Genomic DNA, 16,099 nt, shown 5'->3' on the forward strand with positions numbered 1-16,099 from the left:
CCCTCCCCCCCCCCCCCCCCCCCCCCCCCTCCCCCCCCCCCCCCCCCCCCCCCCCCCCCCCCCCCCCCCCCCCCCCCCCCCCCCCCCACGGCCGGCGCGCACTAGGAACTCTTCATGATCCGCTACGTCCTGCGACGGCTGCTCCAGCTGATCCCCGTCTTCTTCGGCACCACCTTCCTGATCTACGTCCTCGTCTGGGCCGTGCCCGGCGACCCGTTCTCCGGCAAGTGCGGCCAGGCCGCGTGCCCGCCGGCCTACATCACCCAGATGACCGAGAAGTTCCACCTCGACGACAACATCTTCGTGCAGTACTTCAAGTACCTCGGGAGCCTGTTCACCGGCGACTGGGGCGAGACCTTCAACGGCACCTCGGTCGGCGAGCTGATCGCGACGTCGTACCCGATCACGCTGCGCCTGGCCGTGATCGCCGTGGTCATCGAGGCCCTCATCGGTCTCACCGCCGGCGTGCTGACCGGCCTGCGCGGCAAGGGTTTCCTCGACAACCTCGTGCTCGTGTCGACGACGTTCCTGATCTCGCTGCCGGTGTTCGTCACGGCGATCGTGCTGCAGCTCGCCCTGGGCGCCAACGGCCTCGGCCTGATCGAGGCCAGCGTCTCCGACAACCCGAGCGTCGGTGAGCTGATCGTGCCCGGCATCGCGCTCGGCAGCCTGTCGATGGCCTACGTCGCGAGGCTGTCTAGAACGAGCATCGCCGAAAACCGCCGCGCCGACTACGTGCGCACGGCGATCGCCAAGGGACAGCCGAACAGCCGCGTGGTCGGCGTCCACCTGCTCCGCAACTCGGTGATCCCGGTGCTGACGTTCCTCGGCACCGACCTCGGTGCCCTGATGGGCGGCGCGATCGTCACCGAAGGCGTGTTCAACATCAACGGCCTGGGCGGGCTCATCTTCCGCGGCATCCAGAACCGGGAGAGCGCCACCGTGGTCGGCGTGGTCGTCCTGCTGGTGCTGGTGTACCTGCTGATGAGCCTGGTCGTCGACCTGCTCTACGCCGTTCTCGACCCGAGGATCCGCTATGACTGACCCGAACCTGGTGGGCGGCGGCGGGGCCGACGCGGCCGAGCTGTCCCGCGTCGACGACTCCGCCGCCGGCCCGCAGAAACCCCGCAGCCTGTGGAGCGACGCGTGGCGCCAGCTGCGCCGCAAGCCCGCGTTCGTCGCCTCGGCCGTGATCATCCTGGTCATCGTCGTGATCGCGATCGCGCCCGGTCTGTTCAGCTCGCGCGACGCGGGCTTCAGCGATCTCACGCACGCCAACGAGGGCCCGTCCGCGGACGCCTGGTTCGGCTACGACAACCAGGGCGCCGACGTCTACGCCCGCACGATCTACGGCACCCGCGCGTCCCTGCTGGTCGGGGTGTTCTCGACGCTGCTGACCGTCCTCTTCGGCTCACTGGTCGGCATCTTCGCCGGGTACTACGGCCGGTTCGTCGACAGCCTGCTGTCGCGCTTCGGCGACATCTTCGCCGGCCTGCCGTTCGTGCTCGGCGCGATCGTCATCCTGACCACGTTCAACGCGCCGGGCTCCAACCCGGGCGCGGTGACGATCATCGTCCAGGTCGTCTGCTCGATCGCGGTGCTGAGCTGGCCGGTGGCCATGCGCATCATGCGGTCGGCGACGCTGGTGGCCAAGCAGCTCGACTACGTCAAGGCCGCGCGCGGCCTCGGCGCGAGCACCCCGCGGATCATCTTCCGGCACCTGCTGCCCAACACGATCGCACCGGTGCTGGTCTACGCCACCATCGCGCTCGGCGCGTTCATCGGCGCCGAGGCGACGCTGGCCTACCTCGGCATCGGTGTGCGCGCCCCGGTGATCTCGTGGGGCGTGATGATCAGCGACTCGCGGGACTACTTCCGCGCCGACCCGCACATGCTGCTGTTCCCCGGCGCCTTCGTCACCCTGACCGTGCTGGCCTTCGTGATGCTGGGTGACGGCATTCGCGACGCGCTCGATCCGAAGTCGAGGTAGATCCCCTTGTCCGACAACGAACTACTGCTCGAAGTAGAGGATCTGCACGTCGAGTTCCGCACTTCCGACGGCGTGGCCAACGTGCTCAACGGCGTCGGTTACTCGGTGCACGCCGGGGAGACCCTCGCCGTGCTCGGCGAGTCCGGCTCCGGCAAGAGCGTCACGGCGCAGACCGTGATGGGCATCCTCGACATGCCGCCCGGCGTGATCACCGGCGGCGCGGTGCGCTGGCGCGGCGAGGACCTGCTCACCGCGTCCGCCGAACGGCGCCGCGAGGTGCGCGGCAGCGAGATCGCGATGATCTTCCAGGACGCGCTTTCCGCGCTCAACCCGGTGTTCACGGTGGGGTTCCAGATCGAGGAGCAGCTGCGGGTGCGGCTCGGGATGTCCAAGAAGGACGCCCGCAAGCGCGCGATCGAGCTGCTCGACATCGTCCGGATCCCGGCCGCGGAGCGGCGGGTCAAGGACTACCCGCACCAGTTCTCCGGCGGCATGCGCCAGCGCGCGATGATCGCGATGTCGCTGGCGCTCGACCCGGACCTGCTCATCGCCGACGAGCCGACCACCGCGCTCGACGTCACCGTGCAGGCCCAGATCATGGACCTGTTGGCCGAGATCCAGGCCGAACGGAAGATGGGGCTCGTGCTCATCACCCACGACCTGGCCGTGGTCGCCGAGGTCGCCGACCGGATCGCCGTGATGTACGCCGGCCGGATCGTCGAGCAGGCCGACGTCACCGAGCTCTTCCGCGCGCCGGCTCACCCGTACACCGCCGCGCTGATGGACTCCTTGCCGCGGCTGGACCTCAAAGGACAGACGCTGGAGACCATCAAGGGCCTGCCGCCGAGCCTGCTCGACATCCCGCCGGGCTGCGCGTTCCACCCGCGGTGCAAGCGGGCGGAAGCCAAGTGCGGCGTCGACGTCCCGCCACCGCTGGGGATCGGCTTCGGCCGGACCAGCGCGTGCCACTTCGCCGAAGAGGTGGTGAACTCCCGTGCCTGAGCCCATTCTGTCGGTCACCGATCTCAAGAAGCACTTCCCGGTCCGCACCGGCATCCTGTTCAAGCGCACGATCGGCCAGGTCAAGGCCGTCGACGGCGTCTCGTTCGACCTCATGCCGGGCGAAACGCTCGGCGTCGTCGGCGAGTCCGGCTGCGGCAAGTCCACTTTGGCCCAGGTGCTGATGCGCCTGGAGGAGCCGACCGCCGGCAGTGCGAAGTTCGAAGGCCGCGACATCTTTTCTTTGCGCGGCAACGAGCTGCGCAAGCTGCGGCGCGAGATCCAGATCGTGCTGCAGGACCCGTACACCTCGCTCAACCCGCGGATGACCGTCGGCGACATCGTCGGCGAGCCGTTCGAGATCCACTCCGACGTCGCGCCGAAGGGGTCGCGGGCGAAGAAGGTGCAGGAGCTGCTGGAGGTCGTCGGGCTCAACCCCGAGCACCTCAACCGCTACCCGCACCAGTTCTCCGGCGGTCAGCGCCAGCGCATCGGCATCGCCCGGGCGCTCGCGCTGCGGCCCAAGGTGATCATCTGCGACGAGCCGGTGTCCGCCCTCGACGTCTCGATCCAGGCGCAGGTGATGAACCTGCTCGGTGACCTGCAGGACGAGTTCGGGCTGTCCTACGTCTTCATCGCGCACGACCTTTCGGTGGTGCGGCACCTGTCCAACCGGGTCGCCGTGATGTACCTCGGCAAGATCGTCGAGATCGGCACGGACGAGGAGATCTACGAACGACCGTCCCACCCGTACACCCAGGCGCTGCTGTCCGCGGTGCCGGTGGCGGACCCGGCTGTGCGCGGGCAGCGGCAGGTGATCCGGCTGACCGGCGACGTGCCGAGTCCCCTGGATCCCCCGTCCGGCTGCCGGTTCCGCACACGGTGCTGGAAGGCGCAGGACAAGTGCGCCACCGAGGTTCCCGAGCTCGTGCCGCGGACCGACGGTCACTTGTCAGCTTGTCACTTCGCGGAGCAGAAGTCGGTTGTTCCATAACGTACGTTTGGCCGTTGTAACCACAATGTCCGATCTATACGGTGCAGGAACCGCTTTCCGAGGAGGAGAAACGTGAAGAGACCCAGGCTTCTCGCCGCCGCGCTGGCCGTCCCGTTGTTCGGGGCGATGTCGGCCGGCGCGGTCCCCGTCGCGGCCGCGCAGCCCGCGCTGTCCGGCCCGGCCACCGAATTCACCGTGCTCGCCAAGGACACCCAGAGCATCGGCACCGCCCAGCAGGCGATCCGCGCCGCCGGCGGGACCGTGCTGGAGACCAACAGCGCCGTCGGCCTGATCAAGGCCAGCGCCCCGGCCAGCGGGTTCACCGAGCGCGTCTCGGCGAACCGGGCCGTGTTCGGCGCGGCCAAGGCCCAGGTCATCGGCTCGCTGCCGAAGGACGGCAAGAAGACCAAGAAGGACACCACCGAGAAGGAAGGCCGCGGCGCCACCGCCGCGAAGAAGGCGGCCAAGGCCGTCGGGATGGACCCGCTGGACGACCAGCTCTGGGGCCTCAAGTCCGTCCGCTCGGACCTCTCGCGCACCAAGCAGCCCGGCAGCAAGCAGGTCAAGGTCGGCGTCATCGACACCGGCATCGACGGCACGCACCCGGACATCGCGCCGAACTTCGACGCGGCCGACTCCCGCAACTTCGTCAAGGACATCCCGTTCGACGTCAACGGCGTCGAGGTCGACGGCCCGTGCGAGTTCCGCGGCTGCGTCGACCCGGTCAACCACGACGACGGCGCGCACGGCACGCACGTCGCCGGCACCATCGCCGCCGCGGCCAACGGCTTCGGCATCTCGGGTGTCGCGCCGAACGTGACGCTGGTGAACATCCGCGCCGGCCAGGACTCGGGGTACTTCTTCCTGCAGCCGACCGTCGACGCGCTGACCTACGCCGGCGACGCGGGCATCGACGTCGTCAACATGAGCTTCTACACCGACCCGTGGCTGTACAACTGCACGGCGAACCCGGCCGACTCGGCCGCGGAACAGGCCGAGCAGCGCACGATCATCGAGGCGACCCAGCGCGCGCTGAACTACGCGCACAAGAAGGGCGTCACGATGGTGGTCGCGCTGGGCAACCAGCACACCGACCTCGGCGCGCCGCAGCCGGACACCACGAGCCCGGACTACCCGGCCAACTCGACGCACCCGCGCACGGTCGACAACAGCTCCTGCCTGAACCTCCCGGTCGAGGGCAACCACACGATCGGCGTCGGCGCGTTCGGGCCGTCGCAGGCGAAGGCGGACTACTCGAACTACGGCACCGAGCAGATCTCGGTGTCCGCGCCGGGCGGGTACTTCCGCGACGGCTTCGGCACGCCGTGGTTCCGCACGGTCGAGAACGAGATCCTCTCGGCGTACCCGAAGAACGTGGGCATCGCGGAGAAGAACATCGACGCGGACGGCAACGTGACCCCGGACGGTGTCGCGCTGGGCGTCCAGAAGGCGACGGCGGCGGACGGCCGGGTCGGCTACTACCAGTGGCTGCAGGGCACGTCGATGGCGACGCCGCACGCGGCGGGTGTCGCGGCGCTGATCGTCTCGCAGTACGGCAAGAAGTCGGGCGCCGGCTTCGGGCTGGACCCGGACAAGGTCCAGCGGGTCCTCGAGGGCACGGCCTCCGAGATCGCCTGCCCGGTGCCGCGCACGGTGGACTACCTGGACGAAGGCCGGGACGCCACGTTCACGGCGACCTGTGAGGGCAGCCCGTCGTTCAACGGCTTCTACGGCAACGGCGCGGTCGACGCCTACGCCGCCGTGACGCGCGGGACGCAGTACCTGAAGTAACAAAAGCCTCACGAGCACGCCCCGGGGAGACAACCTCCCCGGGGCGTCGCGCGTGAGAAGGGGGACCAGGGGGAGGTTCCGTGATCGTGCACGAGCCGGCGCTGCCGGTGGATCCGAGGCTGCCGGGCGAGCCGGCGCTGCTCGAAGTGGGCCGCGCGAGGGCGTGGCTGGCCGGGCGCGGGGTGCGGGTGTGGCTGCCGACCCGGCTGCTCGCCCTGCGCCTCGGCGGGCGGGCCCCGGGCGGGGTGGGGATACCGGTCTACGGGATTGTCCTGGCCGGCCTGTGGATGGTGACCGTGTTCGTGCTCATGGAAGTGGAGCTGAACGCGATCGCGCCGGCCGCGGGTCTGTGGTTCGCCGCGTTCCAGCTGTTCCGCCGGCGCCGTGCCCAGCGGCAGGACCAGGTCGCCGAGCGCTGGGTGGGCGGCGGCGCGCCACTCCCGATGCGGGTGGCGGTGCGGCAGGTGGGCTGGTGGTACCTGGTCTCGGCGGCCGTCACGTTCACCGGCGGGGCGGTGCTCTGCGCGGCATCGTTCCTGACCGGGCCGCAGTTCACCTGGAAGCACTGGTACCCGCCGGCCCTCGTGATCGGCTTGCAGACACTCGCACTGGCGGTCGGGGCCGGCCTCACCGCGCTGGTGCTCGGCCGGGTGCTTCGCGGGCCGGTGATCGCGGAGGACGAAGCCTCCCGGTTCGTCGACGAGCTGCTGCGCGCGGAGGACCCGTACCGGTTCGCCCCGACCGCCGTGTACGCCGTCGCGGTGATGCCGATCTACGTCGTCGACTGGGCGACGCCGGGGGTGCTCGGGTGGTGGGCGCTGGCGTACCTGGTGACCGTGGTCGCCCTGCAGCTGACCGGCTGGCTGATCACCCGTCACCGGTACCGGCTGGTGCCGCCGGGCTTCTACGGCCGGTAAACCTTCTCGCCCGCTCGGGCGTGTTCTCCTCGAATTGGGGAGGTTTGATGCGTGAAGAGGTCCCGACGCGCGGCGAGGTGGTGCAAGCCGCGGTCTGGCTGGGCCGGCACGGGGTCCGGGTGGGGATCCCGACCCCGCTGCTGGCGACCCGGCTCGGCGTCCGCGCGGGCGCGCGGCCGAAGAAGCTGCTGGTCGCGCAGGCGGTGATCGTGCTCGCCGCGATCGGCTGCGCGGTCGCCTACCAGTGCCTGCAGTACCTGCCCGGCGTGCGCGGGGTGGAGATGACCGAAAGCAAGGTCGCGTACTTCGTCGTCTTCGGGATCCAGACCGCGACCTGGTTCGGCTTCCGGCGCCGGGACCGGCAGGCCGCGGCCGCGCTGGGGCCACGGGCGCTCCACCACCCGCGTCCACCGTGGCGTGAGGTGCTGGACGGCTGGTTGCTCGCATCCGCCGTGGTGACCTTCGCCGGGGGCGCCGCGCTCGGCCTGACGATGTTCTTCGCCACGCCGTACCGGACCTACGCCTGGAGCTGGCTCGGGCTGCTGGCGTTGGCGTTTGTGCTCTTCGCGGTCACCGTGACCCGCCTCGTGCGACGGCCGGTGATCGCCGAAGACGAGCCGTCGCTGGCGGTCGACGCCGTGCTGCGGCGCGAGGACCTCGTCATCGCGATGCCCGCGGGTTACGCGTTCCTGGTGCTCACGGACCTCGTGACGACCCACCGCCAGCCGCCCGGGTTCGCGCTCTGGCTCGTCGGGTACGCGGTGCTGGCGGCGGCCCCGCAGATCACCGGCCTGCTGGTGTCCCGCGGGCGGCGGCCGATCCTCCCGGCGGGCGACTACGGCGTCCCCTTGCCGGCTCAGGCCGGTGTCCGGTGATCGCGCTGACGGCCCGGGAGCGGGCCGCGACCCAGTGGCTCGCACGGCGCGGGATCCGGGTGGCCGAGCCGACGACGCTGCTCACGACCCGGCTGAGCGTCCGGCGCGGGAAGGCGTCGCCGGGTGCCTTCACTGCGGTCTTCTTCGTGTGCGCGCTGATGTGCGTCTGCCTCGGCGCGTACCAGTTCCTGCGGCTGCTGCCGTCGGTGGACGCCGCCGACCTGCCCGCCGGCGGAATGACCTTCTTCAGCATCATCGCGGTGGTGCTGGCGACCTGGCTGAATGTCCGCGGCGGAGACCGGGAGGCGCGCGCGAGGCTGGGCGAGGAGCCGGCCCGCCCGGGCCCGCCGTGGCGGGAGGTGCTGGGCGGCTGGTACCCGGCCGCGTTCACGGTCACCTTCGGCGGCGGCGCGGTCCTGGGTGCCGTGCTGGCCGCGACGGGCTTGCTCTGGGCGTGGTTCTGGCTCGGCCTGCTGGCGCTCGGCGCGGTGGCGGACACGATCATCGTGGCCGGGGTGCTCCGGCGGCCGGTGCTCGCCGAGGACGAAGGCTCCCTGGCGATCGACTTCGCGACGCGGCTCGAAGACGTCCAGCTCACGATGCCGTCGGCGTTCGCGGTGCCGCTGGTCGGCGACCTCGTGTTCACGGACCTGCCCGGCAAGCCGTGGCTGGCCGCCTACGTCGTGCTCGCGGTCGCCACGCACGTCGTCGCGTGGTTCGCCCAGCGGCGGCGGATTCCCGCCCTGCCTTCCGGCTGCTACTACGGGGAGGTCTCGTGAAGACCGAATACGAGGTGGGCCTGCGCTGGCTCGCGAAACGCGGCCGGCCGGTCGCCGACGCGACGTCCTACATCGGCCAGCTGCTGGTCATCCGCAACGTCAAAGTCGGCCGCGCGCTGCCGTGGTTGCTGCTGTTCGCCGTGCCCGGTTCTGTCGTCATGGTCGGCTACCAGAGCCTCTTCGGGGAGACCGCGGCCACGCTGGCGTACTTCGTGTGGTTCTTCATCCAGCTGGGGCTGTGGCAGAGCGTCCGAAGCCGGCAGCGAGAGCTGGCTCGCCGGACTCGACCCTGGGCCGGCGCGACGCGCGACTACAGCGCGCTCGGCGGCTGGTTCGCGGCGTCGCTGGCCCTCGCGTACGGCGGTGGCGTCGCGCTGGCCGTGGTCATGCTCTCGGCGGCGCCGGCCTACGCCCGGAGCTGGCTGGGGCTGCTCGGCCTGAGCGCGGTCTGCGCCGCGGTGGTGCTGACCGGGTTCCTGCGTGGTCCGGTGCTCGCCGAGGACCCGGAGTCTCTGGCGGTGTACCGCGGGCTCCTGGCAGAGAACCTCCACTCGGCGGCCCCTTCGCTGGTGGCTGTCCCGCCCCTGCTGGACGTCGCCGCCGGCGGGCGGGTGCCGCCGGGGTTCGGGCCGTGGCTGATCGGGTACGCCGTGCTGGTGATGGCCGTGGAGTTGCTGGCGTATTGGCGGAACCGGCGGCCGCTCCCTTCTGGGCACTACGGCGATCCGTTGCCCGCGCAGACCGCGGTGAACTGGGCACCACCGGAGTTTCGGTGAAGGACGGCCGCATGATCGGCGACGCCGACCTGGCCGAGGCCCTCGAGAAGGAAGGCCCCGGCCCGGACGTCAGCGGTTCGACGCCTTCTTGACGAACTTCGCGAGGTCCTTCGACTGCTGCACCCGCGTCGGCTCGTGGACGTACATCATGTGCCCCGCCGGGTAGTACGCCGTGTCGATGTTGTCGCGCAGCTCCTCGGGGATCTGCAGGTGGGCCAGCACGTGCTCGGCCGCGAAGTACGCCGTCGCGCCGTCGTAGTGACCGAACGCCACGTGGAGGTGCAGGTGCGGGTTCGCGCGCATCGCCGCGCTCACCGAGTCGGCCACCGACACCGAACGGCCCTCGAAGTCCGAGTACGACCACGCCTTGAACGTGTCCTCGTGGATGATCTCGTACGGCAGGTCGTTCTCGTAACCCAGCTCGGCCCGCACGTAGTGGTTGAACGACGCCGCGTATGCGCCGATCACCCGGGAGATCGACGGGTCGTCGCTCATGTGCTCGCGGCCGCCGTCCGGCTCCCACGTCGTGAAGCGGCCGTCCATCCGGCCGACGGTCAGCGCACGGTCGCGCAGCAGCTCGGTGAAGAACCGGACGTGCTCGATCCGCAGGTTCACCCGGTCCACATAGGACTCGGTGAGCCCGGTCAGCGACGCCAGCGTCGCCACGGCGTCCGCGCGGTCCTGTGTGGACAGCCGTGCGCCGCGGGCCAGCGCCCACGGCAGGTCCTTCGCCGCGAAGTCCTCGGCGTCGGCGAGGACGTCGTCGAGCGGGCGCTCGCCGTGGAAGCCGTGGTAGTGCGCGATCGCCGCGTACGTCGGCACGTACAGCGAGTACGGCAGGTCGTTGCCCTCGGTGAACCGCAGCGTGCCGAGGTCGAGCACGGACGAGATCAGCAGCAGGCCGTTGAGGTAGAGCCCGTGCCGTTCCTGCAGGTGCGCGGCCAGCCCGGCGGCGCGCAGCGTGCCGTACGACTCGCCGGCCAGGAACTTCGGCGACAGCCAGCGCTCGTGGCGCGACACCCAGAGCCGGATGATCTCGCCGACCGACTCGATGTCGCCCTTGAACCCGTGGAAGTCCTTGGTTTCGCCGCCCTCGGACGCGCGCGAGTACCCGGTCGACACCGGGTCGATGAAGACCAGGTCGCTGTGCGCGAGCAGCGTCTCGGGGTTGTCGGCCAGCCCGTACGGCGGCGGCACGAGGTCGTCGACGTCACCCGAAAGCACCCGGCGCGGGCCCAGCAGGCCCATGTGCAGCCAGATGCTCGACGAGCCGGGGCCGCCGTTGAAGGCGAACGTCACCGGCCGCGAGCCCGGGTCGGCGTCGTCGAGGGTGTAGGAGGTGATGAAGACCTCCGCCTTCGCCTTGACACCCTCGGACTTGCCGTCCTTCACGACCTCCTTGCGGAGGACGATCCGCCCCGCCTTCGCCGTGTACGCGAGCTTCTTCCGCTTCACGGTGATCGTGTGCTGGGTGGTGACGATGTCGTCGGTGGGCTCGGCCGGGATCTCCGTCGTTTCCGGAGCCTTCTTCTCGGGAGCCTCTTCGGGGGTCGTGTCCGCCATGGACCCAACCTAGTCGGCGGTGTCGGCCCGCTGTGGCAGGGTGACTTGGTGCACACCGAGGACGCGTCGCGATGAGGTCGTTGGCCGAGCTGGACACCGCCGTCTCGTCCTGCCGCGCCTGCCCGCGGCTGGTCACCTGGCGCGAAGGCGTCGCGGGCACGAAGGCGGCGTTCCGCGGTGAGGAGTACTGGGCGCGGCCGGTGCCGGGCTTCGGGCCGGCGGACGCGTCGCTCGCCGTCGTCGGGCTGGCGCCCTCGGCGCACGGGGCGAACCGGACCGGCCGGATGTTCACCGGCGACCCGTCGGGTGACTTCCTCTTCCGGGTGCTGCACGAGGTCGGGCTCGCGTCGCAGCCGACGTCCGAGCGGCTCGGCGACGGCCTCGAGCTGTACGGCACACGGCTCGTCTCGCCGGTGCGCTGCGCCCCGCCGGAGAACAAGCCGACGCCGGCCGAGCGGGACACCTGCCGGCCGTGGCTCGCGGAGGAGCTGACGCTGTTACGTCCGACACTGCGCGCGATCGTCGTGCTCGGGGCGTTCGGCTGGCAGGCGTTGCTGCCCGTGCTCGCCGCGGCCGGCTGGCCGGTGCCGTCGCCGCGGCCGGCGTTCGGGCACGGCGCCGTCCTGGAGCTCGGCGACCTGCGTGTATTCGGCTGTTACCACGTCTCGCCGCGCAATGTCCAGACCGGACTGCTGACGCACACGATGGTGGCCGACGTCTTCCGGGCCGCGACCTCGGTGACGGCCTCGGACTGAATCGTTACGGAAGGTGCAGCGACGCTGGTCACAGCGAGATGGGGTCCCCTCGCAAGGTCCGTGTGAAGGTGCGACTATGAGGTCATGGCTGCTGCGAAGTCGAAGTCGGAACCGACTCGGATCCTCGTCCTCGGTGGTGGGTACGTCGGGCTCTACACGGCGTACGGCCTCCAGAAGATGCTCCGGGCCAACGAGGCCTCCGTGACCGTCGTTGACCCGCAGCCCCACATGACCTACGCGCCGTTCCTCCCGGAGGCCGCGGCCGGCGCGATCGAGCCTCGGCACGTGGTCGTGCCGCTGCGCCGCGTGCTCAAGCGCTGCCACGTGCTGACCGCGCGCGTCACCAAGATCGAGAACGACAAGAAGTCCGTGACGGTCGAGGCGGCCGACGGCCACATCGAGCAGCTCGGTTACGACGTCCTCGTGGTCGCGCTCGGCGCCGTCGCCCGCATCCTGCCGATCCCGGGCCTGGTCGAGCAGGGCATCGCCTTCAAGACCATCGGCGAGGCGATCTACCTCCGCAACCACATCATGACGAAGCTCGACGAGGCCGCCAGCACGCTGGACCCCGAGCTGCGCAAGCGCCTGCTGACGTTCACCGTCGTCGGCGGCGGGTTCGCCGGCATCGAGGCGCTGGCCGAGCTCGAGGACATGACCCGCTTCGCGGTGGAGAACTACTACCCGAACATCCAGCCGGCCGACGTCCGCTGGGTGCTCGTCGAGGCCGCCGGGCGCATCCTGCCCGAGGTCCGCGAGACCCTGGGTGTGTACACGGTCGAGCAGCTGGAGAAGCGCGGCATCGAGGTGTACCTCTCGACGGCGGCGAAGTCGTTCGAGAACGGCCACGTCGTGCTCTCGGACGGCACGGAGTTCGACACCGACACGCTCATCTGGACGGCGGGCGTGAAAGCCAACCCGGTCCTGGCCGACTCGGACCTCCCGCTCGACAAGCGCGGCCGCGTCGAGGCGACGGCCGCGATGCAGGTGGTCGGCCACCCGGACGTCTGGACCGCGGGCGACAACGCGGCGATCCCGGACCTCTCGCGCACCGAAGAGGACCCGACGGCGACGTGCCCGCCTAACGCGCAGCACGCCGTCCGCCAGGCGACGCTGCTGGCGAAGAACATCATCAAGGTGATCCGCGGCGGAAAGCCGAAGGACTACTACCACAAGAACCTCGGCGCGGTGGCCAGCCTCGGTCTGCACAAGGGTGTCGCCGACGCGCTGAACCTGAAGATCAAGGGCTTCCCGGCGTGGCTCTTCCACCGCGCGTACCACCTCAAGGCGATGCCGACGTGGAACCGCAAGATCCGGATTCTCTTCGACTGGATCCTCGGTGGGTTGTTCCGGCGTGAGGTCATTTCGCTGGGTCAGATCAACAACCCGAAGGACGAGTTCGCACGCGTCTCGAAGTCCTGAGGTAAAGCCGAAAAAAACGGGGCCCCGGATTCTGTCCGGGGCCCCGTTTTTGCGCTTACTTCTCCGCCTCGTCGTCCTCCGGCGGGTCGTCCTTCGCGGCCGGCGGGATGGCCTTCATCATGTCCACGATGATCTTGCCGCCGAGACCCTGAGCGCCGTACGTCGGGTCGCTCATGATCTTCACGACCTTCTCGATGCCCTCCAACGCCTTCTTGGAGTTGCCGCTCGTGAAGGTGATGGGCGCGCCGGCCCATTTGTCGAAGTTCTTGAGGAGCTTTTCCATCTCCGCCTTTTCCTGGGGCGTTGATGCTTTTGCTTCCAGTTCCTTGGCCAGCTTGTCGCGCACGATGCGGGTGACCTTGTCGCCGAGGGTCTTCGGCTTGTTCGGGTCGGGCGTGGGCTCGTCCGGCTTCTTCCCCTCCGGGGTGGTGTCCTCCGGCTTCTTCCCGCCGCCCGCGTTGGGATCGTGCTTGACCACCTGGTTGCCGCCGTGCGGCTCGCCGGCCGGCGGCTTGGGGGTGTGCGGCCCGGGCTTCGGCAGCTTGACCTTGCCGAGGCCGTCGCCGATCGCGTTCTTCACGACGTCGTCGGCCGCGCCCCGGGTCTTGGCCAGGATCTTGAGCATCTCGGCGAGCTTCTTGGCGAGGTCGGCGATCTTCGTGCCGATCTTGCCGATCGCCACGCCGACCTCGACGATCGTGCTGGTGATCGCCGCGATGATCGAGCCGCCGAACGTCACCGGCGCCAGCGCCACCGCGATGATCGCGGCCTTGACGATGCCGGCCAGCGTCATCGCGATGATGTCGCGGACGATGCCGCGCACCGTGCCGATGAGGCCGCCCGCGATCGCCATCTGCTTGCCGGCGAAGTCGACGTAGTCGGCCAGCGCGTCGATCTGGGCGCTGACACCCTCCATGTCGGTGCGGAACTTCTCCGCCGCGTCACCCGACCAGGTCTTCAGGACCTCCTGGGTGGCGGTCTTGTGCTTCTCCGACTCCTCCCGGACCTTCTTGCCCTCGGCCCAGATCGCGTCCTTGGCCGCGTCGATGCCCTTGGGATCACCCATCAGGACGTCCAGCGGCCAGCGGAAGATGACCAGGTGCTCGATCAGCCAGCCGATCCCGGCGGTGAGCAGCGACCCCAGCGGGTCGAGCACCATGCCGAGGATGTCGACCGCCATGCCGACCGACGCCATGCCGATGCTGAGGCTGTCGCCCTCGGCAACCGCTTTCTTCAGCCCGAACGCGGTGTCGAAGAAGCCCGCGCCGGCGGAGTCGCCCCCGCCCGGGTTCTCCGGGTCCTTGAAGTCGTCGGCCTTGACCCCGGCGTTGTTGCCGAAATCGCCGCGGTGGTACTCGTCGCTCACTTGACCTTCACCTCTCCCAGGCCCTTGGCGGCGCCCGTGATCGTCGCCTCCGCCTCCTGGTCGCCCTCCTGGTACTTCTTCGTGGCGTCGCGGACCTTGTCCGAGAAGTCCTTCACCTTCGACGAATAGTCGTGCAGGTGGTCCCGCGCCTTCGCGCAGTGCATGCTGGCGCCGGCCCCGTAGAGCTGGCCGCCGGTGATGCCGAAGATGCCCGGGTCGCCGACGCAGCTGCCGACCATGTCCGCGCTCTGCTGCAGGGTCTGTTCGAGGTCGTCGAGGTACGTGGCGAAGGTGCCCAGTGCCTCCCAGCGTGCTGCGATCCTGTCGCTCACCAGGGCCTCATTTCTTCGTCGTCGAAGGGTTGCGACCGCCGCGGCGGCGCGGGGGGCGGCGGCGCCGGCCGGCCCGGTTGCGGCGGCATCGGACGCCCCGGCTGCGGCGGCATGGCCCCACCCGGCGGCGGCATCGGGCGCCCCGGGGGCGGCATCGGCGGCATCGGGCGGCCCGGCGGCGGCATCCGCCGGCCGGTGGGCTCTTCGTCGTGCGCTTCCGGAGCCCACTTGTCCTGCTCGGGAGCGCTTTCTTCGGCCTCCTCGACCTTCGGCAGGAAGGTCCGGACCAGCTGGGCGGCCTGGTCGTCCCCGTTGATCTCGGAGTAGGTGTCCACGACCTTGCCCGCGGTCTTGCGCTGCGCCTCGCGCACCGTCTTCATGACCAGCGCGCCGAGGTTGGCCGGTCCCAGCCCGCAGGCCCGGTTGCCGAACTCGATGGAGCTGAGCGAACCGTTGGCTTCCACGGTCACCGTCACCGAGCCGTCCGGGGACCGCACGGTGGACCCGGCCGCGGCGAACGCCGCCGCCAGGGCTTCGCCGCGTTCCTGGAGTTTCCGGGCCTCCCGCTCCAGGAGCAGGGCGAAGTCCTCGCCCGGTTGAAGTTCAGGGTGCATGCGCCGCCTCGACTCGAACGTTCGGGCGAGGTGGAGCGTCACCTCGCCTTAACCTGAATGGGGTCTGCTGGACAGGGCGACGTTACTGCATGCTCATCGTCCGGCAGGGGCGAACTGCCCGAAAGAATCGAAAGTATGACCTGGTCGGGCACCGTGCAGGGGCGGCGATCAGGACCTGATCCGTGGTCCGCGCTTCCTCGGCGCCGAGGCCTTAGTCGTCCGGCCGGTACGCGGTCAGTTCTGCGACGTGAAAGAAGCGACGGGCCTGCGAGAGCTGTTCCGGGCGGGTGTGGGCCCGCCAGATCGCGACGACGAGGTCGTCGAAGGTGGCGCCTTCCGGGCGGCCTCGGAAAGCGCCTCGTTGTTCCGGGATCGCTGCGCGCAGCAGGGCGTGGGGCGAGAAGCCGGGCCAGGAGCCGCTCGCGCGCGTCGCCCTCGGGCGCGAGCCGATCGCCCAGGAGTTCGTCGACGCGGTGGAGACGGGTCTCGAAGCCGGTGCGATGACCCGCGAGGAATCTCCCAGAATTGCGTGACACGCACGCGGTCACGGCCTCTTCGGCTATTCCTGCGGCGGGCTTTTCAGCCTCTACGCCCGGCTCAGAGGCTGCCTGCTCTTCGAGAGTCCTGGAGCTCGTAGTCGCGGTGTCGTCAGTGAGGACAGCGGGGCCTTCGCCCGGCTTCGGGAGATGGGTGACCGCCGGGCTGCACGTGACGTTCAACGATCGGGAGCTCGCCGGACAGCTGCATGTGGCCGGTCCGCAGGCTTCGTTCCTCGGCTTTCTCAGGGCGTGTCGTGGTGGACGGAAAAGTGGTGTTTCAGGCGATTTCCGGTGAATTGACCGGCTGTGTGCCGGTGAGCGACATGGTCTGGACAACTGGGCCGCTGAGCGGGTATCCCTTTCTTCACAACGCGGAATAAGTCCGCTCCG

General features: G+C 70.0%; 15 protein-coding genes. 11 read left to right on the top strand and 4 right to left on the bottom strand.

Annotated features, from left to right (window positions below; all coding sequences use genetic code 11):
• Positions 1-114 precede the first annotated feature (114 nt).
• The 9 genes from ACZ61C_RS03840 (at position 115) to ACZ61C_RS03880 (ending at position 9,121) form a co-directional block, all read left to right on the top strand.
• The gene (locus tag ACZ61C_RS03840; RefSeq protein ID WP_465302485.1) at positions 115-1,044 is read left to right on the top strand and encodes an ABC transporter permease; all 930 of its coding nucleotides are present in this window, start codon (positions 115-117) and stop codon (positions 1,042-1,044) included.
• Positions 1,037-1,990 carry an ABC transporter permease gene (locus tag ACZ61C_RS03845; RefSeq protein ID WP_465302487.1) on the top strand — a complete coding sequence of 318 codons (954 nt, stop codon included), beginning with the start codon at positions 1,037-1,039 and terminating at the stop codon, positions 1,988-1,990. Before ACZ61C_RS03840 ends, ACZ61C_RS03845 begins: the two co-directional genes overlap by 8 nt.
• Before the next feature lie 6 nt (positions 1,991-1,996).
• Positions 1,997-2,992, top strand: a complete 996-nt coding sequence (locus tag ACZ61C_RS03850; RefSeq protein ID WP_465302489.1) for an ABC transporter ATP-binding protein — start codon at positions 1,997-1,999, stop codon at positions 2,990-2,992.
• Positions 2,985-3,983, top strand: a complete 999-nt coding sequence (locus tag ACZ61C_RS03855; RefSeq protein ID WP_465302491.1) for an ABC transporter ATP-binding protein — start codon at positions 2,985-2,987, stop codon at positions 3,981-3,983. The genes ACZ61C_RS03850 and ACZ61C_RS03855 overlap by 8 nt, the downstream gene beginning before the upstream one ends.
• A gap of 126 nt (positions 3,984-4,109) precedes the next feature.
• Complete coding sequence (locus tag ACZ61C_RS03860; protein WP_465302784.1) at positions 4,110-5,774, top strand: S8 family serine peptidase; 1,665 nt, start codon at positions 4,110-4,112, stop codon at positions 5,772-5,774.
• A gap of 80 nt (positions 5,775-5,854) precedes the next feature.
• Positions 5,855-6,691, top strand: a complete 837-nt coding sequence (locus ACZ61C_RS03865) for a hypothetical protein (RefSeq protein ID WP_465302493.1) — start codon at positions 5,855-5,857, stop codon at positions 6,689-6,691.
• A gap of 47 nt (positions 6,692-6,738) precedes the next feature.
• Complete coding sequence (locus ACZ61C_RS03870) at positions 6,739-7,566, top strand: hypothetical protein (RefSeq protein WP_465302495.1); 828 nt, start codon at positions 6,739-6,741, stop codon at positions 7,564-7,566.
• The gene (locus ACZ61C_RS03875; RefSeq protein WP_465302497.1) at positions 7,563-8,345 is read left to right on the top strand and encodes a hypothetical protein; all 783 of its coding nucleotides are present in this window, start codon (positions 7,563-7,565) and stop codon (positions 8,343-8,345) included. The genes ACZ61C_RS03870 and ACZ61C_RS03875 overlap by 4 nt, the downstream gene beginning before the upstream one ends.
• A complete protein-coding gene (locus ACZ61C_RS03880) occupies positions 8,342-9,121 on the top strand; it encodes a hypothetical protein (protein WP_465302499.1) in 780 nt (259 codons plus the stop codon). The genes ACZ61C_RS03875 and ACZ61C_RS03880 overlap by 4 nt, the downstream gene beginning before the upstream one ends.
• Before the next feature lie 69 nt (positions 9,122-9,190).
• Here ACZ61C_RS03880 and ACZ61C_RS03885 read toward each other — a convergent pair whose 3' ends face one another.
• Entirely contained in the window at positions 9,191-10,684 is a 1,494-nt protein-coding gene (locus ACZ61C_RS03885) for a S10 family peptidase (RefSeq protein ID WP_465302501.1), read from the bottom strand.
• A 71-nt stretch (positions 10,685-10,755) separates the two neighbouring features.
• Here ACZ61C_RS03885 and ACZ61C_RS03890 point away from each other — a divergent pair, with 71 nt between their 5' ends.
• Both ACZ61C_RS03890 and ACZ61C_RS03895 read left to right on the top strand, forming a co-directional pair.
• Positions 10,756-11,439 carry a uracil-DNA glycosylase gene (locus ACZ61C_RS03890; protein WP_465302503.1) on the top strand — a complete coding sequence of 228 codons (684 nt, stop codon included), beginning with the start codon at positions 10,756-10,758 and terminating at the stop codon, positions 11,437-11,439.
• A gap of 84 nt (positions 11,440-11,523) precedes the next feature.
• The gene (locus ACZ61C_RS03895; RefSeq protein WP_465302505.1) at positions 11,524-12,858 is read left to right on the top strand and encodes an NAD(P)/FAD-dependent oxidoreductase; all 1,335 of its coding nucleotides are present in this window, start codon (positions 11,524-11,526) and stop codon (positions 12,856-12,858) included.
• A 55-nt stretch (positions 12,859-12,913) separates the two neighbouring features.
• Here ACZ61C_RS03895 and ACZ61C_RS03900 read toward each other — a convergent pair whose 3' ends face one another.
• The 3 genes from ACZ61C_RS03900 to ACZ61C_RS03910 are packed head-to-tail and all read right to left on the bottom strand — an operon-like array spanning position 12,914 to position 15,170.
• Entirely contained in the window at positions 12,914-14,224 is a 1,311-nt protein-coding gene (locus ACZ61C_RS03900; RefSeq protein ID WP_465302507.1) for a WXG100 family type VII secretion target, read from the bottom strand.
• Positions 14,221-14,556: a type VII secretion target gene (locus ACZ61C_RS03905; RefSeq protein WP_465302509.1), complete on the bottom strand. Its 336-nt coding sequence runs from the start codon at positions 14,554-14,556 to the stop codon at positions 14,221-14,223. The genes ACZ61C_RS03900 and ACZ61C_RS03905 overlap by 4 nt, the downstream gene beginning before the upstream one ends.
• A complete protein-coding gene (locus ACZ61C_RS03910; RefSeq protein WP_465302511.1) occupies positions 14,553-15,170 on the bottom strand; it encodes a YbaB/EbfC family nucleoid-associated protein in 618 nt (205 codons plus the stop codon). Before ACZ61C_RS03910 ends, ACZ61C_RS03905 begins: the two co-directional genes overlap by 4 nt.
• Positions 15,171-16,099 lie beyond the last annotated feature (929 nt).

Source organism: Amycolatopsis sp. NPDC104587 (assembly GCF_055583645.1).

Excerpts from the sequence above, each read along its gene's own strand:
- ACZ61C_RS03890 (WP_465302503.1), top strand. The coding sequence starts at position 10,756 with ATGAGGTCGTTGGCCGAGCTGGACACCGCCGTCTCGTCCTGCCGCGCC.
- ACZ61C_RS03885 (WP_465302501.1), bottom strand. The coding sequence starts at position 10,684 with ATGGCGGACACGACCCCCGAAGAGGCTCCCGAGAAGAAGGCTCCGGAA.
- ACZ61C_RS03845 (WP_465302487.1), top strand. The coding sequence starts at position 1,037 with ATGACTGACCCGAACCTGGTGGGCGGCGGCGGGGCCGACGCGGCCGAG.
- ACZ61C_RS03870 (WP_465302495.1), top strand. The coding sequence starts at position 6,739 with ATGCGTGAAGAGGTCCCGACGCGCGGCGAGGTGGTGCAAGCCGCGGTC.
- ACZ61C_RS03840 (WP_465302485.1), top strand. The coding sequence starts at position 115 with ATGATCCGCTACGTCCTGCGACGGCTGCTCCAGCTGATCCCCGTCTTC.
- ACZ61C_RS03910 (WP_465302511.1), bottom strand. The coding sequence starts at position 15,170 with ATGCACCCTGAACTTCAACCGGGCGAGGACTTCGCCCTGCTCCTGGAG.
- ACZ61C_RS03860 (WP_465302784.1), top strand. The coding sequence starts at position 4,110 with ATGTCGGCCGGCGCGGTCCCCGTCGCGGCCGCGCAGCCCGCGCTGTCC.
- ACZ61C_RS03895 (WP_465302505.1), top strand. The coding sequence starts at position 11,524 with ATGGCTGCTGCGAAGTCGAAGTCGGAACCGACTCGGATCCTCGTCCTC.